The 23,039-nt window shown below is 63.5% G+C and carries 25 protein-coding genes and 1 tRNA gene; 12 read left to right on the forward strand and 14 right to left on the reverse strand.

Translation table 11 applies throughout. The features are described 5' to 3' along the window. Both EN943_RS18980 and EN943_RS18985 read right to left on the reverse strand, forming a co-directional pair. Positions 1–1,396, reverse strand: a 1,396-nt coding sequence (locus EN943_RS18980; RefSeq protein WP_127414149.1) for an alkaline phosphatase D family protein, incomplete at its 3' end; no start/stop codon positions are given. A gap of 263 nt (positions 1,397–1,659) precedes the next feature. Beyond that, positions 1,660–2,943, reverse strand: coding sequence for an MFS transporter (locus EN943_RS18985; protein WP_164778258.1), 1,284 nt, complete (start codon positions 2,941–2,943; stop codon positions 1,660–1,662). A 74-nt stretch (positions 2,944–3,017) separates the two neighbouring features. On the opposite strand from EN943_RS18985, the gene EN943_RS18990 reads away from it, so the two are divergent. Together EN943_RS18990 and EN943_RS18995 are read left to right on the forward strand one after the other, a co-directional pair. After that, positions 3,018–3,635 carry a TetR/AcrR family transcriptional regulator gene (locus tag EN943_RS18990; protein ID WP_127414151.1) on the forward strand — a complete coding sequence of 206 codons (618 nt, stop codon included), beginning with the start codon at positions 3,018–3,020 and terminating at the stop codon, positions 3,633–3,635. A gap of 45 nt (positions 3,636–3,680) precedes the next feature. After that, positions 3,681–4,274: a hypothetical protein gene (locus EN943_RS18995; protein WP_127414152.1), complete on the forward strand. Its 594-nt coding sequence runs from the start codon at positions 3,681–3,683 to the stop codon at positions 4,272–4,274. Between the two features lie 9 nt (positions 4,275–4,283). Here EN943_RS18995 and ppa read toward each other — a convergent pair whose 3' ends face one another. The 6 genes from ppa to EN943_RS19025 form a co-directional block, all read right to left on the reverse strand. Next, positions 4,284–4,817, reverse strand: a complete 534-nt coding sequence (ppa, locus tag EN943_RS19000; protein WP_013528997.1) for an inorganic diphosphatase — start codon at positions 4,815–4,817, stop codon at positions 4,284–4,286. Between the two features lie 112 nt (positions 4,818–4,929). Beyond that, entirely contained in the window at positions 4,930–5,436 is a 507-nt protein-coding gene (locus EN943_RS19005) for a GNAT family N-acetyltransferase (protein WP_013528996.1), read from the reverse strand. Between the two features lie 119 nt (positions 5,437–5,555). Continuing rightward, complete coding sequence (locus EN943_RS19010; RefSeq protein WP_127414153.1) at positions 5,556–6,194, reverse strand: TPM domain-containing protein; 639 nt, start codon at positions 6,192–6,194, stop codon at positions 5,556–5,558. 8 nt (positions 6,195–6,202) lie between these two features. Then, complete coding sequence (locus EN943_RS19015; RefSeq protein WP_127414154.1) at positions 6,203–7,081, reverse strand: YgcG family protein; 879 nt, start codon at positions 7,079–7,081, stop codon at positions 6,203–6,205. 4 nt (positions 7,082–7,085) lie between these two features. Beyond that, the gene (locus tag EN943_RS19020; protein ID WP_245475906.1) at positions 7,086–7,913 is read right to left on the reverse strand and encodes a YgcG family protein; all 828 of its coding nucleotides are present in this window, start codon (positions 7,911–7,913) and stop codon (positions 7,086–7,088) included. A gap of 24 nt (positions 7,914–7,937) precedes the next feature. After that, the gene (locus EN943_RS19025; protein ID WP_023811716.1) at positions 7,938–8,576 is read right to left on the reverse strand and encodes a LemA family protein; all 639 of its coding nucleotides are present in this window, start codon (positions 8,574–8,576) and stop codon (positions 7,938–7,940) included. Between the two features lie 163 nt (positions 8,577–8,739). Between EN943_RS19025 and EN943_RS19030 the strand changes: the two genes are divergently transcribed. The 6 genes from EN943_RS19030 (at position 8,740) to EN943_RS19055 (ending at position 14,032) form a co-directional block, all read left to right on the forward strand. Further along, positions 8,740–8,991 carry a hypothetical protein gene (locus EN943_RS19030; protein ID WP_127414155.1) on the forward strand — a complete coding sequence of 84 codons (252 nt, stop codon included), beginning with the start codon at positions 8,740–8,742 and terminating at the stop codon, positions 8,989–8,991. A gap of 13 nt (positions 8,992–9,004) precedes the next feature. Further along, complete coding sequence (gene pdxY / locus EN943_RS19035) at positions 9,005–9,889, forward strand: pyridoxal kinase PdxY (protein WP_127414156.1); 885 nt, start codon at positions 9,005–9,007, stop codon at positions 9,887–9,889. Continuing rightward, positions 9,886–10,656, forward strand: a complete 771-nt coding sequence (locus tag EN943_RS19040; protein ID WP_127414157.1) for a DUF429 domain-containing protein — start codon at positions 9,886–9,888, stop codon at positions 10,654–10,656. The genes pdxY and EN943_RS19040 overlap by 4 nt, the downstream gene beginning before the upstream one ends. Before the next feature lie 148 nt (positions 10,657–10,804). Continuing rightward, the gene (locus EN943_RS19045) at positions 10,805–11,449 is read left to right on the forward strand and encodes a carbonic anhydrase (RefSeq protein WP_023811712.1); all 645 of its coding nucleotides are present in this window, start codon (positions 10,805–10,807) and stop codon (positions 11,447–11,449) included. Continuing rightward, positions 11,446–11,880 (forward strand): nuclear transport factor 2 family protein, encoded by a 435-nt coding sequence (locus EN943_RS19050; RefSeq protein WP_127414158.1) that lies wholly within the window; start codon positions 11,446–11,448, stop codon positions 11,878–11,880. Before EN943_RS19045 ends, EN943_RS19050 begins: the two co-directional genes overlap by 4 nt. 97 nt (positions 11,881–11,977) lie before the next feature. After that, a complete protein-coding gene (locus EN943_RS19055; RefSeq protein WP_127414159.1) occupies positions 11,978–14,032 on the forward strand; it encodes a M3 family metallopeptidase in 2,055 nt (684 codons plus the stop codon). 147 nt (positions 14,033–14,179) lie between these two features. Here EN943_RS19055 and EN943_RS19060 read toward each other — a convergent pair whose 3' ends face one another. The 4 genes from EN943_RS19060 to EN943_RS19075 all read right to left on the reverse strand — a co-directional run bounded on the left by EN943_RS19060 (position 14,180) and on the right by EN943_RS19075 (position 18,781). Beyond that, positions 14,180–15,676, reverse strand: a complete 1,497-nt coding sequence (locus EN943_RS19060; protein WP_127414160.1) for a M81 family metallopeptidase — start codon at positions 15,674–15,676, stop codon at positions 14,180–14,182. A gap of 24 nt (positions 15,677–15,700) precedes the next feature. Next, positions 15,701–16,525, reverse strand: a complete 825-nt coding sequence (locus tag EN943_RS19065; protein WP_127414161.1) for a carbohydrate ABC transporter permease — start codon at positions 16,523–16,525, stop codon at positions 15,701–15,703. After that, positions 16,522–17,391, reverse strand: coding sequence for a sugar ABC transporter permease (locus EN943_RS19070; RefSeq protein ID WP_023811708.1), 870 nt, complete (start codon positions 17,389–17,391; stop codon positions 16,522–16,524). The genes EN943_RS19065 and EN943_RS19070 overlap by 4 nt, the downstream gene beginning before the upstream one ends. 157 nt (positions 17,392–17,548) lie before the next feature. Continuing rightward, positions 17,549–18,781, reverse strand: coding sequence for a sugar ABC transporter substrate-binding protein (locus tag EN943_RS19075; protein ID WP_127414162.1), 1,233 nt, complete (start codon positions 18,779–18,781; stop codon positions 17,549–17,551). Positions 18,782–19,046: 265 nt separating this feature from the next. Here EN943_RS19075 and EN943_RS19080 point away from each other — a divergent pair, with 265 nt between their 5' ends. The 3 genes from EN943_RS19080 to EN943_RS19090 are packed head-to-tail and all read left to right on the forward strand — an operon-like array spanning position 19,047 to position 21,743. Then, positions 19,047–19,781, forward strand: a complete 735-nt coding sequence (locus tag EN943_RS19080) for an SDR family oxidoreductase (RefSeq protein WP_164778259.1) — start codon at positions 19,047–19,049, stop codon at positions 19,779–19,781. Positions 19,782–19,783: 2 nt separating this feature from the next. Further along, on the forward strand, positions 19,784–20,851 hold the full coding sequence (gene ugpC, locus EN943_RS19085) for a sn-glycerol-3-phosphate ABC transporter ATP-binding protein UgpC (RefSeq protein ID WP_127414164.1): 1,068 nt from the start codon (positions 19,784–19,786) through the stop codon (positions 20,849–20,851). A 10-nt stretch (positions 20,852–20,861) separates the two neighbouring features. Beyond that, on the forward strand, positions 20,862–21,743 hold the full coding sequence (locus tag EN943_RS19090) for a MurR/RpiR family transcriptional regulator (RefSeq protein WP_127414165.1): 882 nt from the start codon (positions 20,862–20,864) through the stop codon (positions 21,741–21,743). Positions 21,744–21,848: 105 nt separating this feature from the next. Here the strand turns inward: EN943_RS19090 and EN943_RS19095 are convergent, their stop codons facing one another. Both EN943_RS19095 and EN943_RS19100 read right to left on the reverse strand, forming a co-directional pair. Continuing rightward, on the reverse strand, positions 21,849–22,172 hold the full coding sequence (locus tag EN943_RS19095; protein ID WP_127414166.1) for a DUF167 family protein: 324 nt from the start codon (positions 22,170–22,172) through the stop codon (positions 21,849–21,851). Positions 22,173–22,176: 4 nt separating this feature from the next. Continuing rightward, positions 22,177–22,470, reverse strand: a complete 294-nt coding sequence (locus tag EN943_RS19100; protein WP_127414167.1) for a YggT family protein — start codon at positions 22,468–22,470, stop codon at positions 22,177–22,179. 255 nt (positions 22,471–22,725) lie between these two features. Here EN943_RS19100 and EN943_RS19105 point away from each other — a divergent pair. Beyond that, a tRNA-Ala gene (locus EN943_RS19105) sits at positions 22,726–22,801 on the forward strand. Positions 22,802–23,039: the final 238 nt, after the last annotated feature.

The following is a 23,039-nucleotide window of genomic DNA, read 5'->3' on the forward strand; positions in this document are numbered from 1 at the left end:
GCTCCGGACCGAACGTCATGTCGAAATCGTTGGGACCGAACGTGCCGGCATGGATCGGACCCGAGACGAATTCCCAGAACGGATTGAAATCCTGGAACTGCGCCTTGTCCGGGTTGTAATAATGCGCGGCCGTGTAATGCACATCGGCGGTGAGCCAGACGGTGTTGCTGATGCCGGCATTCTTGATGAAGCGCAGCAGGTCGGCGATCTCGAGCTCACGCCCTTTTGGCAAGCCATTGTCGCCATTGCTGACCGCTTCGGCACCAACCTTCTTGGTCCCGTCGTCCCAGACGACGAGGCCGAGCGGCATATCGGCGGCAATAATTTTCCAAGTCGCCTTCGAATTCGCCAGTTCGCGCTTCAGCCATTTCGTCTGCTGCTCGCCGAGCATGCGCGATTGCGGCGTCATGTCATCCTGCATGTCGGGACCATTGGGGCCGCGATAGGAGCGCATGTCGAGGAAGAACACGTCGAGCAGCGGCCCATAAGCGATCTTGCGATAGACGCGGCCGGGCTCGGACGGTTCGTAGCGGATCGTCGTCATCTCGTGGAAAGCCCGCGCCGCACGGGCCGCCAGCACGTGGATGGATTTTTCCGTATAGCGGCTGTCGGCGCTGAGATCCTTCGAATCCGACCAGTTGTTCAGGACTTCATGGTCGTCCCACTGGTAGAAAGTCGGGCAGATGGCGCTCAGGCCGAGCACGTTCCTGTCCATCATGTTGTATTTCCACTGGTCCCGATACTCTTCCAGCGTCTCGGCGACCTTGCGCTTGCCGTCGATCAGCACGACGTTCTTCCACTTGCCGCCGCCGGGCAGGTCGACCTCGTCCTTCATGGCGCCGTCGGCATAGATGGTGTCGCCAGAATGCAGGAAGAAGTCGGGCGTGTGCTTGCCGATCGTGGCGTAGGTCTTCATGCCGGTCTCGTCGATGCCCCAGCCCTGGCCGGCGGTGTCGCCCGACCAGGCAAAGCGGATGTCGCGCTTCGAGGCCGGCGACGTCCTGAAGCGCCCGGTGACCGGCTCGGAAACGGCGTTGATGTCGGCGAGATCGGCTGCCGTCATCCGATAGAAGATGTCCTGGTCCGAAGCGAGGTCGGTGAGCAGCCGCTTGACCGTGTAGTCGCTGGCCGGCGACGTATCGAGCGGCGCCAGGCGTGTCGCATTGGCGAAATTCTCCGTCGACGACACCTCGAACATGACGCGCGACGGGCGATCGGTGCGTGTCCACACCATGCCGCTGGTTGCGTCGACATCGCCCGACTGGATGCCATGGGTGAAGGCTGGGCGCTGACTGGCGCGCGAATAGTAGGGCAGCGCCAGGCTCGAAACGCCCGCCAGGCCAACGGCGCCGGCGGAGGTGACGAAAGCGCGGCGGGTCATCGAAAGCTTGTTCACGGCTGTCTCCTGGATGGCTTGAACGGTGCCACCAAAATCCAGCGTCAATGTTTCAGGGACATCTCGGGATGATGAAGTTTTGATAACAGCGAACAGGGTAATCTCCCCCCTCGAGGGGGAGATGTCGCCAAAGGCGACAGAGGGGGTCGCCGCGCGTGGAGCGCTAACCTCCTTCTATCGCAAGAGGCCGAGCCCAGTCGGACCGACCCCCTCTGGCCGCTTCGCGGCCATCTCCCCCTCGAGGGGGGAGATTAGCGTCGCGCCTACGCCGCCTGCGGCTCCGGCTCGAATGCCGGCTTGCTGGTGTTGATCAGCAGCGAGATACAGGCAGCGGCGATTGCCGTCATGCCGGCGATCAGGAAGGCCAGTTCGTAATTGCCCTGCAACTCGCGCATGGTGCCGCCGAAGGCAGCGGCAGTGGCCGCACCGATCTGGTGGCCGGCGACGATCCAGCCGAACACGATCGGCCCACTGCGATCGCCGAACGCCTCGTTGGCAAGCCTCAGCGTCGGCGGCACGGTGGCGATCCAGTCGAGGCCGTAGAGCACGGCGAAGATGATCAGGCTGGTCGCCGAGAAGCCGGAATAGGGCAGGTAGATCAGCGACAGGCCACGGATGCCGTAATAGACGCCGAGCAGCTTGCGCGGGTCGTAGCGGTCGGTGAGCCAACCCGACAATGTCGTGCCGATCAGGTCGAAGATACCCATCATCGACAGCAGGCCGGCAGCCTGCACCTCGCCAATGCCCATGTCGCCGCAGAACGCGATCAGATGTGTGCCGACCAGGCCGTTGGTGGTGAAGCCGCAGACGAAGAAGGTGGCGAACAGATACCAAAACACCCGCGTTCCGGCAGCACGGCGCAGCGTCGAGAACGTATGCGCCAGAAAGTTGCCCTGTGACGCAGGCGGGGTCGGCGGGACATCGTCAGCCTCGGCGCCATAGCGCACCATGCCGATCGATGCCGGTCGCTCCGGCACCAGCAGCCAGACCAGCGGTATCAAGGCAGCGGTCGCGATCGCCACCGCAATGACAACCGGCTGCCAGCCGCCCGACTGCGCCAGAGCGGCGATCAGCGGCAGGAACACCAGCATGCCCGAAGCGCTGGAGGCCGACATCAATCCCATGACAAGCCCGCGATTGGTCTTGAACCAACGGTTGACGATGGTCGCGCCGAGCACGCTGGCGACAGCACCGGAACCAATGCCCGAGAACACGCCCCAGGTGATGAACAGATGCCACGGCTTGGTCATCAGCAGGCTGAGCGCGGTCGAGCCCGACATCACCACCAGCGAGGCGAGCAGCGTGCGGCGCAGCCCGATGCGCTCCATCAGGGCTGCGGCAAATGGCCCCGTCAGACCGTAAAGCAGAATGCCGACACCGGCGGCCAGCGAGATGATGTCACGGCGCCAGCCGAAACTGTTCTCGAGCGGCAGCATCATGACAGAGGGTGCGGAGCGCAGGCCAGCCGCGACCAGCAGGCTGAGGAAGATGACACCGACCACCACGAAAGCGTAGCGCTGGCCAAAGGGGCGGGATTGAGCTATCATGTTACTGACCGGTACGTTGCAAGGTGGGAACATGTATACGTACCGATCGGTAACATTGTCAATCGAGCCACACGATGCCAGCCGACAAAAATATTGATCTGACCATCAGCGACGATCATGCGTCGGCGCCGCCGAAAGCAGCCAAGAAGATTCTCGATGTGGCGTATGACCTGTTCTACCGGCGCGGCATCAGGGCGATCGGCGTCGACGAGATCGTCAAACGCGCCGGCGTCACCAAGCCCAGCCTTTACCGCAGCTTTCCGTCCAAGGACGAGCTGGCCGCCTCCTATCTCAGGCAGTACGATCTTGAATATTGGGAGCGTTTCGACGAGGCGGTAGCCGCTCATCCCGGCGACCCGCGTGCACAGATCAAGGCTTTCCTGACCCGCATCGGCAAGCGCACGCAGGTGGCGGACTATCGCGGTTGCGGCATGACCAATGCGGCGGTCGAATATCCCGACCATAGCCACCCGGCCCGCGTGGTCAGCGAGGCCAACAAGCAGGAATTGCGCCGCCGCCTGCGCGCCATGGCGGCTGCGATGGGCGCGCAAGACCCTGACACGCTCGGCGACGGCCTGCTGCTGCTGATCGAGGGCGCCTATATAAGCGGCCAGCTGTTCGGGCTCGGCGGCCCGGCGCAAGCGGTTGCCCGCAATGCCGACCTGCTGATCGAAGCCAGCTTGAAGAAATAGCGTTTGGCGCTACGCTGCGGCGGCTTGCAACGGAGATTGACCGCCATGCGTGCCATTCTGATCCCGCTTGTTCTGGTCGGTCTCGGTCAGGCGGCGCAAGCCGACGGCATTTCCAGCGCCTACACCGATCTTGATTCGAAAAAAGACTGCGTGACCTACGCGCAGGCAGAAGAAGGCGACGGCGACTGGGCCGAACTCGCCTGTTCGGGCTATCGCGGCTATCCCGTGATGATCGCCTATGACGACGCCCGTGAATCGCTGTTCTACGGCTTTCCGCCCGGCGGCGACATGACGACGGTCTGGGAAAGCTTTTCCGGCTTCAATTCGTCCGGAGCCAAGATCGAATGGCGCATCGAGACCAAGGGCGACAAGGCCGTACCCTATGCCGCCATCCATCGCCGTTCGATCAGCAATCCCGAGGACGAGAAAAAGCCGACCGAGGTGCTGCTCGTCGCCAAGGTTGGCCAGATGGACGCCCGCGACGGCTGCACCGTCGGCCTGGTGCTGGCCACCGGCAATCCCGCCGCCAACGACCAGGCGCGCAAGCTTGCCGACGACAAGGCACGCACCTTCGCCTGCGGCAAGGACAGACACACCGTCATCGGCAACGTGCCGGCTTTCGGCCGGGTCGATAACTGACCGGCCGAGCTACTTGCTCGCCTTGGCCCGCTCGATCGCGTCGACGATCATCTTCTTGGCATATTTGGAATCGTGCCAGCCTTCGATCTTGACCCATTTGCCGGGCTCGAGATCCTTGTAGTGCTCGAAGAAGTGCTGCACCTGCTGGCGCGTGATGTCGGGCAGCTGAGTGTATTCGGTGACGTTCTCGTAGCGCAGCGTCAGTTTTGGCGACGGCACGGCGATGATCTTCTCATCCTGACCGGCATTGTCTTCCATGATCAGCACGCCGATCGGCCGCACGTTGATAACGCAGCCCGGCACCAGCGCGCGCGTGTTGCAGACCAGCACGTCGATCGGATCGCCGTCGCCCGACAGCGTGTGCGGCACGAAGCCGTAATTGCCGGGGTAGCGCATCGAGGTGTGCAGGAAGCGGTCGACGAACAGCGTGCCGGCCTCCTTGTCCATCTCGTACTTGATCGGCTCGCCGCCGATCGGCACCTCGATGATGACGTTGACGTCCTCAGGCGGATTCTTTCCGCTGGCTATGGCTTCAATGCGCATGGCTTAAATCCCTCTCTCGATGGACGATCGATAGCGGGCGGCGCGTCATGGTGCAATGCGGCGAATGGTGCTGGGTGCGAATGGAACGCCCAATTGCCGAAAGGCCGGGCTGTCATTCCCAGACGAAAGCGACCTTCTTCAGCGCCTTCTGCTCGAAGATCTCGACGCCTTCGGCTACATCGCGGCCACCGGCGCCGGCATAGAAGGCAAGCGCGTTCTGGTTGTCTTCCAGCGCCCACACGACCATGCCTTTCAGCCCGTGATCGGCCAGCCGCGCCTTGGCCGCCGAAAACAGGCGGCTGCCGAGCCCGATGCCCTGATATTCCGGGCGCAGGTACAATTCGTAGATTTCGCCTTGCTGCCTGAGTTCACGAGCGCGGTTCTTGCCGATCGTTGCATAGCCGGCGATCTTGCCGCCGATTTCGACGACCAGAACGGTGGCGGCGCGGCGAATCGCATTCGCCCACCAGTCGGCGCCTCGACGGTTGATCATCGATGTCAGGGTCCGGTGCGGAATGATGCCGGAATAGGCGCCGCGCCAGGCCTCCAGATGCACCTCGGCGATGGCACTGGCATCGCGCGGGTCGGCTTTCCGGATGTCGATCGTCAGCGTATTCATGATTTGTTAACCATAAACCCGCATCGCCCGATTGCAAGAGTCCGGGTGGCCCGCCGGCTGCTTTCTCACAGGCGATCTTCGCCCCTAGTGAGAGGCCTTCGACGCCTCTGTGGAAAGGCTCAAATCTCTACGAGATGGTCGTCGAGTTCGTTGCTGTCGCCCACTGTGACCGGGAAATGCTCGGCCAGCACCGCACCCACCTGCTCGATCGCCTTGACGAAGCCGTCGGCAAGCCGGTCGTCGCCGGCATGCGCGGTAAGGTCGCGCACGACACCGTCCCAGACATGCTGGCCGACCTTGGCGTCGATGCCCGAATCGGCAACCACTTCGGCATAGCGCTCAGCAATCGAGACGAAGATCAGCACACCGGTGCGCGCCATGGTGCGGTGGACGTTGCGGGCGAGGAACTGCTTGATCGCGTTGGCGTGTGCCGCCTGGTAGCGCAGCCGCCTCGGCACCAGGTGGATGCGCAGGCCGGGCAGCGCCCACAACAAGGCCAGCACGCAGGCAAGCGCCAGGAACTGGGCGAGTACGAAATGCGGCAGCCGGATCGATAGCCACCAGGCCTCCAGACCGTAGCCGACCGCCAGGCTGACGATCAGCATGCACACGGTCGCCATGAAGGCGGCCGGGAAGAAATAGCCGTCGCTGGCATGCGCCACGACGCAGTAGATCTCGCCGTCGGTTTTCTCCTCGGCGGCGCGGATCGCGGTTGCGATGCGCTCATGATCCTGCGGGCTGATTGGTCGTGTTGCCATGATCTGTCTCACCAGCTTCCTGAAGAACCGCCACCACCCGACGAGCCGCCGCCACCGGAAAACCCGCCACCGCCACTTGACCCCGAGGACCAGCCACTGCCCGAACCCGAAGACCAGCCGCCGCTCGACGACGAACCGGTTGTCCAGCCACTGCCCGAGTATCCGCTCGGCCCGCGGCCATAACGAAACGTCATGCCCAGCCATTTGTACACGCCCGGCGACAGCTTCGTGCCGAACATCGGCGGCAGGAACGCCATCGCCATCCCGCCGAAAAACATCGTCGCCCACAGGATCAGGAACACGGCAAAGATCGGATCGATGGACGTGCCGTCATCGGCGGGATTGCGCTTTCCGCGCGCTTCCAGCTCCTCCGGATTGCCTTCCAGCACCATGATCATGTCGTCGACGGCTTTGCTGATGCCGCCGGAGAAGTCGCCGGCGCGGAAGGCCGGCACCATGTCATTTTCGATGATCAGCTTGGTATGCAGGTCGGTCAGCGTGCCTTCCAGCCCATAACCGACCTCGATGCGCATCTTGCGGTCGTCCGGGGCAACCAGCAGGAGCACGGCATTGTTCTCGCCCGCCTGGCCGAGTTTCCAGAAGCGGAACAGCCGGTTGGCGTAGGGCTCGATCTCCTCGCCATCGAGGCTCGGGATCGTCGCCACGACGATCTGGTCGGAGCCTTTTGTCTCGAAATCGGCGAGTTTTTGGGTCAGCGCCGCCCTGGTCGCGGCATCGATGATGCCGGCATTGTCGACGACACGGCCGGTCAGCGCCGGCAGGTCGGCGGCGAAGGCCATGACGCAGGAGAACAGCACGACCGCAGCAATTAGGACAGCCGAGGCGAGGCGGTCGCGTTTCGACAGGCTGATGCTGGGTATCGTCATGCCATCACCAGCTTCCCGACGAGCCGCCGCCGCCGGACGAACCGCCGCCGCCGGAAAAGCCTCCGCTGCTGCTTGATCCCGAAGACCATCCGCCGCCGGAACTCCCTGACGACCAGCCGCCACTGGAGGATCGCCGGCTAGGCTCGAAGGTCATGCCGAGCCAGCGATAGCGGCCGGGGCCGAGCTTCTGGCCGAAGATCGGCGGCAACACGGAAACCGCTATGCTGCCGAAGAAGATGATCGCCCAGATGCTGATGAAGACGGCGAAGAACAGGTCGTCGGAATCGAAAGGCGCCTGCTGGTTGCGCTCGCCGCGCGCCTCCAACTCCTCCGGATTGCCTTCCAGCACCATGACCATGTCATCGACGGCCTTGCTGATACCGCCGGAGAAGTCGCCGGCGCGGAAGGCCGGCACCATGTCGTTTTCGATGATCAGCTTGGTGTGCAGGTCGGTCAGCGTGCCTTCCAGCCCATAACCGACCTCGATGCGCATCTTGCGGTCGTTCGGGGCCACCAGCAGCAGCACGCCGTTGTTTTCCTTCGCCTGGCCGAGTTTCCAGAAGCGGAACAGCCGGTTGGCGTAGGGCTCGATCTCCTCGCCATCGAGGCTCAGGATCGTCGCCACGACGATCTGGTCGGAGCCTTTTGTCTCGAAATCGGCGAGTTTTTGGGTCAGCGCCGCCCTGGTCGCGGCATCGATAATGCCGGCATTGTCGACGACACGGCCGGTCAGCGCCGGGAGATCGGCCGCGAGGGCCGAGAACGGCAGCACAAGGACGAGGAGGACGACTGCGACAAGACGAATGACGCGCCGCCTCTCACCGGCCAGCAAGATCACGACGTTCAGCTCCGACGATCACCCGCCCTGCTTGGTGCCGAAATCGACTTTCGGCGGCTGCATCTTGTCTTCGGCGACGGTGAAGTTGGCGAAGGGCTCGTTGCCGCGGAACCAGAAGGTCGCCCACAGCACCGAGGGGAACGTCCTCAGCGTCAGATTGTAGTCCCTGACCGCCTGGATGTAGTCGCGCCGCGACACCGCGATGCGGTTCTCGGTGCCTTCGAGCTGGGCTTGCAGTGCCAGGAAATTCTGGTTGGCCTTGAGGTCGGGATAGGCTTCCGAGACCGCGATCAGCCGCGACAGCGCGCTGGTCAATCCTGCCTGGGCATCCTGAAACTTCTTGAGGGCTTCGGGATCCTTCAGCGTTTCCGGCGTCACCGTGATCTGCGTTGCCTTGGCGCGGGCCTCGACCACCGCGTCGAGCGTATCCTTTTCATGCGAGGCATAGCCCTTGACCGTCTCGACCAGGTTGGGGATGAGGTCGGCGCGGCGCTGATACTGGTTCAGCACCTCGCTCCATGCCGCCCTGGCGTTTTCTTCCGCCGTCGGGATGGTGTTGTAGCCGCAGCCTGCAAGCAGCGGCAGCACGATCGCCATCATCAGGAAGGCAGGCAGCGTGCGGAACGTGGACGGCGAGGCAAGGCGCTGGGCAAACATGATGGGGTCCCTCGGTAGAAGTTGCACGGCAAGCATTACCACAATCAGCGCGCAAGAAAACCGCCCGCGCCGGCAGCCTCTCGCCTGGCACGCCCGATGCCGCCGCAAGGCTCTGTGATTGGCCGTGCGAACGCGATAAGGTCCGGTAAAACGGGACATCATCATGGCGGAGCGCCAGGACAGCGAGAAGGAAGCGCGCCGTATCCTCGAGCGCATTGCGCACGAGACGGATCCGGCCGGCAACTCGTTTGTAGCGCGGGCCGCGAAAGGCATGCACGATCACGTCACCGCGGCCGATGCCGATCGTGCCGATCCGATCGAAGTCTGGGGCACCCGCTTTGGCCGCACGCTCGGCCTGCTGCTGGCGCTGGGCCTGATGGTCTGGCTCGTGCTTTACGTCATCCGGGGCAGTTAGGAATCAAACGACAATGAGCGCCGAACAAACCGACGCGCCGCGTGCGGTCATCGTCATTTCCAGTCATGTCGCGCGCGGCTCGGTCGGCAACCGTGCCGCCGTCTTTGCGCTGGAGACCCTGGGGTTCCCTGTCTGGGCGGTGCCGACCGTTGTCCTGCCCTGGCATCCCGGCCATGGACGGGCAACGCGGATCGTACCGCCGCTCGACCAGTTCAAGGCGCTGATGGCCGATCTCGAGCGGGCACCATGGCTGGGTGAGGTCGGCGCCGTGTTGTCCGGCTATCTCGGCGAGGCCGGCCAGGCCGAGGCCGTCGCCTCGCTGGTCGCCGCGGTGAAGGCAAGGACGTCCGACGCCGTCTATATCTGCGATCCGGTGATGGGTGATTCGGGCGGCCTCTATGTGCCCGAGCCAACCGCCATCGCCATGCGTGACCGGCTGATGCCAATCGCCGACATAGCCACCCCCAACCGCTACGAACTGGAATGGATGGCCGGCGCCGCGTTGCCAGACCTGAAATCGGTGATCGCGGCGGCGCTCCACGCCGGACCATCGACCATGCTGATCACCTCGGCGCCGTCGATGATGACGGGCGGCACCGGCAATCTCCTGCTCGATAGCAGCCAGGCGCTGCTCGCCGAACATCGCCTGATCGACAAGCCGCCGAATGGGCTGGGTGATCTGACGGCGGCCGTTTATCTGGCACGCATCCTGTCCGGTCAGCCACCGATCAAGGCGCTGCAATCGACGACGGCGGCGGTGTACGAAATCCTGGCGCGCACCGCCAAGCGCGGCGGCGACGAACTGCAGCTCGAAACCGATGCGCAGAGCCTGTCGCATCCGATGGCAATGGTCCAGCTTCGCCACCTCACACATCCGGGGCGGGGCCGCCGCGCGTGACATCGACTGAGGCCGGGCTTGTCGGCGTCGACGGCTGCAAGGCCGGCTGGATCGCCGTCCAGCGCACTTTTGGCATGGCACCGTCGGTCGGTGTCTTTGCAACTTTCACTGCCCTGCTCGCCTCCCTTCCCGAAAACGCTGTCATCGCTGTCGACATGCCGATCGGCCTGCCCGACTTTTCGGGCAAGGGCGGTCGCGGCCCGGAAGCGCTGGTGCGGCCGATGCTTGGGGCACGCCAATCCAGTGTCTTCTCGATCCCCTCCCGCGCCGCGCTCTATGCCGACACCAACGGCTTCACCACCATCGAAGCCTGGTATGCCGCGCACGTCAGGGCAAGCGAGGTGGCCCTGACCACATCCGATCCGCCGCGCGGCGTCTCGATCCAGGCGTTCGGCATTTTTGCCAAGATCCGCGAGATCGACGCCCTGCTGATCGCGCGACCCGATTTGCGCGGCCGCGTCTACGAATCGCATCCGGAAGTCGCTTTCTGCCGGCTGAACGGCGATCAGGCCATGCAACTGCCGAAGAAGATCAAGGGCAGCATCAATCCGGCCGGCATGGCGGAACGCAAGGCACTGCTCTGCCGGCATGGTTATGAAAAGGGTTTTCTCGACCAGCCGTCGCCGCGCGGCGCCGCCACCGACGATTTCCTTGACGCAGCCGCGATGATGCTGATCGCCGGTCGTATCGCCGGCGGTGAGGCGCGGCCGTTTCCCGACCCGCCGGACCGCGACAGCTTTGGCATTCCCGTCGCCATCTGGGCGTAACGCTATTGACCAAGCTTGCGCTCGATGCATGGCATTTCTAGCCAGCCCTCATAATTCTGCATTGCTCGCGACCGGCTTTTGCCGCTAGAGCCTCTCTAGACCGCAACGAGCTGCCGCATCCAACCCGGAAAGGCTCCAGACGCCGCCCATGTCCCATCTCCCCGAACATCTTCTCGCCGGCTACCGCAATTTCATGAATGGCCGCTATCTCACAGAGAGCGGGCGCTATCGAGATCTCGCTCGCGAAGGCCAGGCGCCGGAGACGATGATCGTCGCCTGCTGCGATTCGCGTTCGGCGCCCGAGGCGATCTTCGACGCCGGGCCCGGCGAACTCTTCGTGCTGCGCAATGTCGGCAATCTGGTGCCGCCCTATGCGCCCGACGGCGAGTTCCATTCGACCTCGGCGGCGCTTGAATTCGCCGTGCAGAGCCTCAAGGTCAAGAACATCGTCGTCATGGGCCATGGCCGCTGTGGCGGCATCCGTGCCGCGCTCGACACCAACTCCGCACCGTTGTCGCCGGGCGACTTCATCGGCAAGTGGATGAGCCTGATCGCGCCGGCGGCCGAAACCGTCTCCTCCAGCACCTTCATGACCGCGTCGGAGCGCCAGACCGCGCTGGAGCGCATCTCGATCCGCTATTCCATCGCCAACCTCAGAACCTTTCCCTGCGTCTCGATTCTCGAGGGCAAGGGACGGCTGTCGCTGCATGGGGCTTGGTTCGATATCTCGACCGGCGAGCTCTGGACGATGAACAAGGAGACCGGCGATTTCGAACGGCCGGAGCTGGGATGAACACAGCGGCGCGCAAGGTGGTGAACGTCAGGTCGGCCGCTTTGACGGCGGCCGCGCTGCTGATAGCGATTATTGCCGCCCGCGCCGATGATCGTGCCATCATCAGCCGCTGGTATTCGGCACTGCTGGTTGCCGACCGCACCGAACTGTCCGACCTGCTCGCCGACGATGTCCGGATCAAGCTCGACGACCTCGGCATCGTGCAAAGCAAGCAGGAATTCATCGCTTCGATCGACGAATGGAAAGGTGCCGTTGCGGGTGCTGCGATCCGGCACCGGATCGAGAAGAGCGAAGATGGCGTCACCACGGTGGTCGCCTGCTACGATTTCCCCAACAACGACATGCTGATGCAGGAAACCTTCGCGGTCACCGACAACCGCATCACCGCCAGTTCGCAAGCGGCGATCGCCGAGAATTGCGACGGCTTCTGAGGCCGATATCGGCCAAATCCGCATATTGCGGGTCCGCCGGCCGCGCCCTACATCGGGTACGACCCACCTGCCTGCCCCCACCAACGAAAGACTGTCCATGCCTTCCACGAAAGCCGTCGACCTCGCCGCCCATCCGCTGACCGCGTGGCAGGGGCCGCTCGGCCTGCCCGATTTCACGCGCATCGGCGACGGCGACTTCTCCCCGGTCTTCGACGCGGCGCTGAAGGCGCACGAGGCCGAGATCGAGGCGATCGCCGGCAACAAGGATGCGCCGACCATCGAGAACACGCTTGCCGCGCTGGAACTCGGCGGCGAAGCGCTCGATCGTGTCTCGTCGATTTTCTGGTGCCGCGCCGGCGCCTACACCAATGAGACGATTCAGGCGCTGGAGCGCGACATCTCGCCGAAAATGTCCAGGCATTTCTCGGCAATTTCGATGAATGAGCGGTTGTTTGCCCGCATCGACGATCTCTACCAGCGGCGCGAGAGCCTGAAGCTCGACGCCGAGACCTTGCGGGTGCTGGAAAAGACCTGGAAGGGCTTCGTCCGTTCCGGCGCCAAGCTCGACGCCGACGGCAAGAAACGGCTGGCCAAGATCAGCGAGGAATTGTCCTCGCTCGGCACCAGCTTCGGCCAGAATGTACTGGCCGACGAGAGCGACTGGGCACTGTTTCTTGATGAAGCCGACCTCACCGGCCTGCCGGACTTCGTGAAAAGCTCCATGGCCGAGGCCGCCGAAATGCGTGGCCAGAAGGGCCGCTATGCCGTCACCCTGTCGCGCTCGATCTATGAGCCGTTCTCGACCTTCTCCGAACGCCGCGATCTGCGCGAGATCGCCTTCCGCGCCTTCACCATGCGCGGGCAGAATGGCGGCGCCACCGACAACACGAACGTGGTGCGCGACATGCTGCGCCTGCGGGCCGAAAAGGCAAGGCTGCTCGGCTACGCCTCCTTCGCCGCGCTGAAGCTCGACGACACCATGGCCAAGACGCCGAAGGCGGTGCACGCGCTGCTTGATCCGGTGTGGGAGAAGGCGCTGGAGAAGGCAGCAAGTGACCAGATCGAATTGCAGCGGCTGGCGACGGAGGCCGGCAGCAACGAAAAATTCGCCGCCTGGGACTGGCGCTTCTACCAGGAAAAGCTGCGCGCGGAAAAATTCGCCTTCGACGAGGCGGAGCTGAAACCCTATCTGCAGCTCGACCGGATTATCGACGCCTGCTTCGACGTGGCGACGCGGCTATTCGGAATCACCTTCGAGGAGAAGAAAGGCATCGCCGCCTGGCACCCCGACGCCCGTGTCTTCGTGGTGAAGAATGCCGACGGCAGCGAGCGCGGCCTGTTCCTCGCCGACTATTTCGCCCGGCCATCAAAGCGTTCTGGCGCCTGGATGAGCGCGTTGCAATCCGGCTACAGGCTCGGCCACGGTGCGAGCCCGGTGATCTACAACATCATGAACTTCGCCAAGCCGCCAGCCGGCGAGCCGGCGCTGCTGTCGATCGACGAGGCGAAGACGCTGTTCCACGAGTTCGGCCATGCGCTGCACGGCATGCTGACCGACGTCACCTGGCCGTCGGTCGCGGGCACCTCGGTCAGCCGCGATTTCGTCGAATTGCCCTCGCAGCTCTATGAACATTGGCTGACCGTGCCGGCAGTGCTGGAAAAGCACGCGCTGCACGTCAAGACCGGTAAGCCGATGCCCAAGGCGCTGCTCGACAAGATGCTGGCCGCGCGGACTTTTGGCGCTGGCTTTGCCACGGTCGAATTCACCGCCTCCGCCTTGATGGACATGGCCTATCACGCGCGGGCGGATGCGCCTGAAGCGCCGCTTCGTTTCGAAGCCGAAACGCTTGCAAAACTGCATATGCCGGACACCATAGCCATGCGCCACCGCACCCCGCATTTCGGCCACGTCTTTTCCGGCGACGGCTATTCGGCCGGCTACTATTCATACATGTGGTCGGAAGTGCTCGATGCCGACGCCTTCGCCGCCTTCGAGGAAACCGGCGATCCCTTCAACCCGGCGCTCGCCGAGCGGCTGCGGAAAAACATTTATGCCGCCGGCGGCTCGAAGGACCCGGAAGAGCTGTACACCGCCTTCCGCGGCAAGATGCCGTCGCCCGAAGCGATGATGGCCAAGCGCGGACTGGTGTAGCGCTGCGCACTCTCCCCCCTCGAGGGGGAGATGTCGCCGAAGGCGACAGAGGGGGTCGCCGCACGTAAAGCACCGACCTCTTCGAAGCAGAACAGGCCGAGTCCAGCCGGACCGACCCCCTCTGGCCGCTTCGCGGCCATCTCCCCCTCAAGGGGGGAGATCACCAGCGTCACTCTTCCACGGATCCGAAACCCTCGGCCACACCGGCCTTGTCAGCTTCTTGTAATCGGTCACCGCCGGATTGCTGGGATACGAACTTGGCGCCGAGACATAGATGATCTCGGCGGCGATCGGCTCGAAGCCGGCGTAGAAGTGATTGGTCGACTTGATCAGCAGCATGTCCTTGGCCAGCGGATCGACGCCGATGTTGGAAAAGATATCCGGCTCGAAGGTCTGTGTGCGATTGGTGTTGAGGATGATGTCGACCTCGGTGCCTTCGAGGCGGATCAGCGCCGTCGGCCCGAGCGTCACCCGGCTTGGCCCGAAACTTTGCCAGCCCTCCGCAACCGCCTTCAGCACGCGCACGCGCGCGTCGATCGGCTCGCCGGCCTGCGGCCCGGCCTTGCCGCCGAAGCGCAGGTCGATGACCGCGCCCTCGCCCGCCGCCAGGCAGAAGGTGACCGCGATCGGATCCCAGATCGTCGCCACGGCGAACTTGTCCAGGCCACGCTCCAGCATCTGGCGCAGCACGAAGGTGCCGTCGCCGGGAACGCCGCCGCCGGGATTGTCCCAGATGTCGGCGATGACCACCGGTCTGCCCGGATTCTTGGCGCGCACGGCCAGCGCCCGGTCGATGCCGTCGGCGGCGCTCAGCATCGTCATCGCCGTCTTTTCGCGCAACGCGTAGAGTTCCCGCCCGAGCCGTTCCGCCAGCGCGTCGCCCTTGGCTCTGTCATCGTCGGTGACGACCAGGATGCGCGTGCCCATCTCGGCCACGTCGGCCGCCATGAAGCCATGGATGACGGAGACCGACAGCACGCCGTCCTTGCCGTGCAGCGCCTTGATGCGGTCGACGAAGGACCGCATCGGCTCGCGGCTGGTCGGCAGCACCTGGATCATGCGGCAATCGAAGGTCGAGATGACCGGCTTGATCTCACCGCGCGCCGCTGCCAGGCCAAGCTCGACGACGTGTTCGCCGCGCTCGTAAAAATCGGTGTGCGGAAATTCGAGGAAGTAGGCGAGGATGTCGGAGGCCGCCACGCGCTTCGGTGTCAGATGGCTGTGCGGATCGAGTTCCACGGCGATCACCACCTCCGGCCCGACCATTGCGCGAACCCGTTCGAGCAGGTCGCCTTCGCAGTCGTCATAGCCTTGCGCCACCATGGCGCCATGCAGGCCGAGGATGACCGCATCGACCGGCAGCGCCGCCTCGAGCTGGCCCAAAATCTCGTCGCGTAGCGCCTCATAGGTCTGCCGCTGCACCAGGCCGCCCGGCTCCGCCCAGGTTGCGGTGCCCTCGATGACATCGAGGCCTTCGGCCGCTGCCCGCCGGCGAAGCGCCACCATTGGCGAGGAGCACAGCGTCGGCGTGTCCGGATGCTTGCCGGGGCCGGCATAGAAGGCCATCTCGAACGAAGCCCTATCGGTCGGCACCGGCGAGAAGGTGTTGGTTTCCGTCGCCAGCGAGGCGGTGAAAATGCGCATGAAAGCTCCGTCCGTGAATAGGCGCTATTTGACCGCCCCGAGCGCCAGCCCGCGAACGAGGTAGCGCTGCAGCCAGATGAACAGGATGGCCACCGGCGCGGTCGCCAGCAGCGTCGCGGCCATGACGTGATGCCATTCGATGGTGTAGCGGCCGGCGACCAGCGAGAACACCTGGATCGGCAGTGTGTAGCTTTCCTGGCTGCGCAGCATGGTGAGCGCGACGACGAATTCGTTCCAGGCGTTGATGAAGGTGAAGATCGCGGTCACCGCGATCGCCGGCAGGCACAGCGGCAGGAACACCTTGCGCAAGGTCAGCCAGCGACCGGCGCCTTCCATCCAGGCGGCTTCCTCGAGATCGCGCGGGATGGTGTCGAAATAGCTCTGCAGCATCCACACCGTGAAGGCGACGTTGAAGGCCATGTAGATGAAGCCGAGCGCCGTCGTGCTTTCGACCAGGCCCCAGGCGGCCATCAGCCGGAACAGGCCGAGCACCAGCACGATCGGCGAGATCATCTGCGAGATCAGCAGGAACTGGCGCAAGGCGCCGTAGCCGGCAAAGCGGAAGCGCGACATCGCATAGGCCGCCGGAACCGAGATCAGGATGGCGCCGACGGTGGCGATCACAGACACGTAGAGTGAATTGAGCAGCGCCTGGCCGAAGCCGGTTGCCACCCACATATCGGAGAAGTTGGACCAGCGGAATTCGCTTGGCCACCAGGTCGGCGACAGCACTTCCTGTCTCGGCTTGACCGCGGTCAGGAACATCACGGCGAAGGGAAAGAGCGTCACCACGATCAGCGGCGCCAGCAGCAGCCAGGCGATGATGGAGCGCTTCAGCTTGCTCGTCATGTGCGTTGCTCCCGCATCGCCAGCCGCACATAGATCATGGTGAAGACCAGCAATATGGCGAACATCACCAGCGACACCGCTGACGCTTCGCCCAGCTTGCCGATGCGGAAGGCCAGCTTGTAGAGATGGGTGACCAGGATATCGGTCGAATTGGCCGGGCCGCCCTGCGTCATCACCCAGATGATCGGGAAGGAATTGAAGACGTAGATGGTGTTGAGCACGATGGCGATGTTGATGAACGGTTTCAGGAGCGGAAAGGTGATTTCGCGGAACTGCTGCAGCGGCGTCGCCCCTTCGAGCGCCGCCGCCTCGTAGAGGTCGTCCGGGATCGACGACAGACCGCCGAGGAAGATCGTCGTCGTGAACGGCACCGTCACCAGGATGCCGATCAGCACCTGCATCGGAAAGGCGGTTTCGGCACTCGCCAGCCACTGGATGTTGTGGTCGATGAGGCCGAGACCGATCAGCGCCGAATTGAGCATGCCGCTTTCGCCGCTCAGCGCCCAGCGCCAGACCACCGCGGTCATGGTCAGCGACACCGCCCAGGGCAGCATGATGATGACGCGGGCGATGCCGCGGCCATAGAAATCGGTGTTGAGGATCATCGCCACCGGGATCGACAAGAGAAGCGCGCCGCCGACCACCATCACCGTCCATTGGCCGGTGCGCCAAAGCGCGGCCGTGAAATCGGGATCGGCAGCGAGTGCTGCGAAATTGGCGAAGTCGTTGAAGTCGCGAAGCTGGCCGAAGCGGCTGACCTCATGCGTCGAGATCTGGATCAGGTCCCAGACCGGCCAGAAGATGACCACCGCCGCCAAGAACAGGCTGGGCAAGGTCAGGAGATAGGGCAAGAAACGGTTTTGCATCGGCTGGCCTGCAACCTCGGCGCGCTGGATCAGAAGGTTCTGCTTATGCGAATTTCGGATCCGCCGCACCGGGTCGGGAACCTAGGTGTGGCGCGCCCACCTGAGTGGGGCGCGCCACGGGCGCAGGGAGATACGCCCTATTTCTTCAGCACCGCCTCTATTTCTTCAGCACGGCGTTGGCCTTCGCCGCCGCTTCCTTCAAGCCTGCCTCGGGGTCGCCGCCGAGATAGATCTTCTGCATGGCGTCCGACGTGATCTGGGCGACCTCTTCCCAGCCCGGGATGACCGGCGCAAAGCGGGCGTCGGGCAGCAGCGCCGTGAACGCCGCCAGATCGGCATTGTTGACATAGTAATCCATCTTGGCCTCTTCCTTGTTCACCGGCAGGAAACCTTCGCCCTGTGTGAACTTGGCGCGCTGCTCCGTGGTGAACAGGAAATCGAGCAGTTTCCAGGCCTCGTCCTTGTTCTTGGAGTTCTTGAACATGATGATGGAATCGGTCACGCCATAGGTGCCGCGCGCGCCGGTCGGTCCGGCAGGAATGGCTGCCACGCCGTATTTCAGGTTCGGCGCCTCGTCCTTTATCTGGTTGGACAGGAACGGTGCGGTGATCATCATGCCGACCTTGCCCTGCTTGAACAGGTTCTGCACGTCCTCGCGGTTGTTGGAGGTGACGCCGGGCTCGGTCAGGCCTTCGTCGATCATCGACTTGTAGAGCTTGGCGGCCTCAAGCGCACCTGGCGTGCTCAGGCCCGAAGTGCCGTCCTTGTTGAGGATCTCGGTGCCCTGCGACCACATCGCATAGTAGTAATAGACGTCTGTCTCGATCTCCTTGCCCTGCAGGCCGAAGCCGAACGTGCCGGACCCCAACGCCTTGATCTTGCGCGCGTCGTCCTGCAGCTCGGTCCAGCTTGCCGGCGGCTTGGCGATGCCGGCTTTCTCGAACAGCTCCTTGTTGTAGTACATGGCGCGCGCCGAGGCCGCGATCGGCAGGCCGTAGGTCTTGCCGTCCATGATCGAGGGCGACAGCAAGGTGTCGATGAAGCGATCCTTGAAGTCGGGCTTGATGTAGCCGTCGAGCGGCTCGGCGACATCTTGCTGGACGAAGTCGATCAGCCAGCGTGTGCCGATGATCGACAGATCGGCATTGGTGCCGGCGGTGATGTCGGTGGTCAGCTTCTGCAGCAGCACATCCCACGGCACCACTTCGAACTTGACCGTGATGCCGGGGTTCGCCGCCTCGAATTCCTTCTTGACGTCGGCGAAATAGGGAGCAGTCTTGGCGCTGTACTCGGCCACGGTGACCCGCACCTCGCCGGCATCCGCCTGCGCCGCAATTGCCAGCATGCTCATTCCGGCCATCAGGCCGACAGTCCATTTTGCAAGGCTCATTTGGTCTCTCCCATTTTGATTTTGCGCCTGCGCGCCTCTTCGTGCCGGAGCAGAAGATTTATGTGACTTTCCTACATTATCGATGATTTGAAGGCTTGCAAGCGGATTATTCTGTTGCTTAATTACATTTACCGGCCTAGGCCTTATGCGACCTGTCAGAACTCCCGGAGGATGACGCACGGTGGTTTCGCAATCCGAGTTCGAAGGCAGGGCCGAAGGCAGGGCCGAGTTCGAAGGCAAGGCCGAGTTCGAGGGCAAGACCGTCGTGGTGACGGGCGCCGGCGGCGGCCTCGGCACGGCCATCGTGGCGCTGATGGCGCAAAGGGGCGCCAGGGTCGTCGGCTGCGACCAGTCAAGCGAGGCGTTGAAGAGCCAGCACCTTGCCTCCCGCCATGTCTTCGATCTTCTCGACAAGCCATCGATAGCGACAGCGATCGCCGCGATCCTCGACCGGGATGGCGTGCCCGACATTCTCATCAACAATGCCGGCTGGACGCGCGCCGAGACGATTTCGGCACTCGATCCCGACAGAATAGAGCAGGAACTCGACCTCAACCTGACCGGCGTGATGAACTTCGCCGATCCGCTGGTCAAGGCGATGGCCGGCCGCGGCTCGGGCAGCGTCGTCTTCATCTCCTCTGTCAACGCCATCGCGCATTTCGGCAATCCCGCCTATGCCGCGGCCAAGGCCGGCATCAATGCCTATGCCAAGGCGATCGCCGTCGAGCTCGGCCGCAGCGGCCTGCGCGCCAATGTCGTCTGCCCCGGATCGATCCGCACCGCCGCCTGGGACCACCGCCTTGCCAAGGATCCCGAAATCCTCGGCAAATTGCAGCGGCTCTATCCGCTCGGCCGCATCGTCAACGCTGCGGAAGTGGCGGAAGCCGTCGCTTTCCTTGCGTCCGATCGCGCGTCGGGAATAACAGGCGTGGTGATGCCCGTGGACGCGGGACTGACCGCCGGTTGCCTGCCCTTCATCGACGACATATTGGGAGCGTGAGCATGACCGACGTCGAGTTCCGCGATCTGTCGAAATCCTTCGGGCAGCACAAGATCCTCGAGAACATCAGCCTCGATATCAAGAGCGGCGAGTTCGTCGTGCTGGTCGGCCCGTCCGGCTGCGGCAAGTCGACCTTGCTGCGCATGCTCGCCGGCCTGGAGACGATCACCTCCGGCGACCTGTTGATCGGCGGCGTGCGCGCCAATGCGCTGCCGCCGCAGCAGCGCAACATCGCCATGGTGTTCCAGTCCTATGCGCTGTTTCCGCATCTGAAGGCATCAGACAATATCGGCTTTGGCCCGAAGATCCGTGGCGAGACGCGCACGGTGGTTGATGAGAAGGTCAAGAAGGCATCGGGGGTCCTCAATCTCTTCTCCTATCTCGACCGCTATCCCCGCCAGCTGTCGGGCGGCCAGCGCCAGCGCGTCGCCATGGGTCGCGCCATCGTGCGCGAGCCGTCTGTCTTCCTGTTCGACGAGCCGCTGTCCAACCTCGACGCGCAATTGCGCGTGCAGATGCGCGTCGAGATCAAGGCGCTGCACCAGCGGCTGAAATCGACGATCGTCTACGTCACCCACGACCAGATCGAAGCCATGACCATGGCCGACCGCATCGTCGTGATGGACCGCGGCAGGATCCAGCAGGTCGGGGCGCCGCTGGAACTCTATGACAGGCCGGCCAACAAGTTCGTCGCCTCCTTCCTCGGCTCGCCGTCGATGAGCTTTGTCTCCGGTTCGCTCAAGACGACGCTTGAGAAAACCTGGTTCGAATCTGCCGGTGGCGGGCGGCTTGCGCTTGCCGGCAAACAGATGCCGGCGGACAGCGCGGTGGAGGCTGGCATCCGGCCAGAGCATTTTGTCATCGGTGAGGCTGTCGACGCGATGGCAATCAGGGTGGATGTCGTCGAGCCCACCGGCTCCGAAACACATGTATACGGCGCTATCGGTGCTGATACGGTACGCGCCGTGTTCCGTGACAGGGTGCCGGTCAGGCCGGGAGACCTGCTGCCGGTCTCGGTCGATCCCGGCAACATCCATCTGTTCGACAAAGCGACGGGCCTGCCTCTATGAAAATAGCAGCATGAAGACGCCGGCCGACATCATCACGCGCCTGCAGCTGATGTCGCAGGACGGAACCAAGTCGGATCGCAAGCTGGCCGGCTTCGTGCTGGCAGACCTCGATTTTGTCTCCAAGGCGGCGATTTCGGAAATTGCCGGGCGCGTCGGTGTCAGCGAGCCAACGGTGACGCGGTTCTGCCGCAACCTCGGCTGCGAGGGTCTGCGCGATTTCAAATTCTATCTGGCGCAGGCCATCGCCATCGGCGGCCAGTACCTGTCGCCGGAGCCGTTGAGCCGCGATGCCCGCGAACAGCGCATCGCTTCAGCCATCACCGAAGCGGCGATATCGGCCATCCAGCGCGCCAGCGAAAACCTCGACATGACGACGCTGGTCGCCGTCGCCGCACGCATCGCTGTTTCCGGTAATGTGCTGTGCATCGGCTCCGGTGGCATTTCGTCCATGATGGCGACCGAAATGCAGAACCGGCTGTTCAGGCTTGGCGTGTCGGTGCTGGCGCAGATCGACGGACAATTGCAGCGCATGTACGCCGCCGTCGCCACGCCGGAGACCACGGTAATTGCGTTCTCAGTCTCCGGCTATGCGCGATCGGTCATCGATGCGGTGCAGGTCGCCCAGCAATATGGCGCCACCACGATCGCCATCACCCCGCCGGACTCCGCACTCGCCAAGGTCGCCGACACGGTCATCCATTTCCAGTCGCTCGAGGACGGCAACATCTACAAGCCGACATCGTCGCGCTATGCGCTGCTGTCGATCGTCGACATGATCGTCACCTCAGTCGCCGAGACGCGGGGACCACGCGTCCTCGAAAACCTGCGCCGCATCAAGCAGAGCGTAAACACGCTGAAAGTCGACGATCCGCGTTTGCCATTGGGCGATTGAGCGCTAAGCCGAAGTTGCCGATCTCCCCCCGCGTGGGGGAGATGTCCGGCAGGACAGAGGGGGCGCTGTCCCGCCGACATCTCAAGGTTCTGCCCCGCAGCAATGCTAAATTTTGGACTGATGGCCGAGCCCCTCGATACCTTTCGCCAACGTCGCCGGATCGCCTGAAATGCGCACGGTCTTCAGCCGCGCCGTGCCGCCGGCGACAACCGAGACGGCGGACCCCGGCACACCCAGAGCCTTGGCCAGCAGCTTTTCGAGCGCATGATTGGCGGCGCCGTTTTCCGGTACGGCGCGGACGCGCGCCTTCAGATGGCTTCGCCCGTCCGCCGTGGTCTCGAAGCCTTCGAGCCTGTCCAGCGCAGCCTTTGGCGTCAGCCGGACAAACAGCTCGGCGTCGTTTTCGCGCAAACGAAACGGCGTGCCCATACGGTCATCCAAGGACGAGAGGCGCCACCGTGGTGAGCAGAAACTGCCGCAGGAAGAACAGGACCAGAAGCAGGATGATCGGCGAGATATCGATGCCGCCAAGGTCCGGCATGAAACGGCGGATCGGCCGCAACGCCGGCTCGGTCAGCCGGTAGAGCATGTTGCCGATGGAACCGACGAACTGGTTCTTCGAGTTGACGACGTTGAAGGCATAGAGCCAGGAAAAGATCGCCGAGGCGATGATGATCCACCAGTAGAGGTCAAGCGCCATGACGATTGTCTGAATGAGGGCGAGCATGCCGGTCTCCAATTGTTGCCGACATGTAGCCATTGCACGCGAAACCGGCAAGGGCCGCCTTTCGGTGGGGCGCCAATGCCGGCTCGGTCGGAGCTTTAGGGCAGGTCGCCGACACCGCAACGAACGCGCGAATACACAAAACCGGCAAGGCCGCCTTCCGCCGGCGCCAGCTTCACGCTTGACGGCACTGTATTCGGCAAACCTCCGCCTTGACAGGAAACCGCGGCGCCCGATAAATGCGCCCATCCGCTGGACGGGGCTGTAGCTCAGCTGGGAGAGCGCGTCGTTCGCAATGACGAGGTCAGGAGTTCGATCCTCCTCAGCTCCACCAGCGGAATAATTCCCCACTCTCCGCGCCAGATGCAGTCCGCGACGCTCGTCCCGGCTTGCCCCCGCGGTTGGCATTTGCCGTGCCCGCGCGCCTTAAAAAGCCGCGGGACGCACCGCCTGTTTCGCAATATCCGGCAAGACTTTTGTCAATTGGACTTATGGCGGAAGCGCCCATCGATTGTTTCCGTTTTTTTTGCAAACCGCCCCACTAAATTGAGATTACCAAATCAGTTTTTTCT

It is taken from the genome of Mesorhizobium sp. M7A.F.Ca.US.006.01.1.1, from assembly GCF_003997935.1.
Taxonomy (GTDB): domain Bacteria; phylum Pseudomonadota; class Alphaproteobacteria; order Rhizobiales; family Rhizobiaceae; genus Mesorhizobium.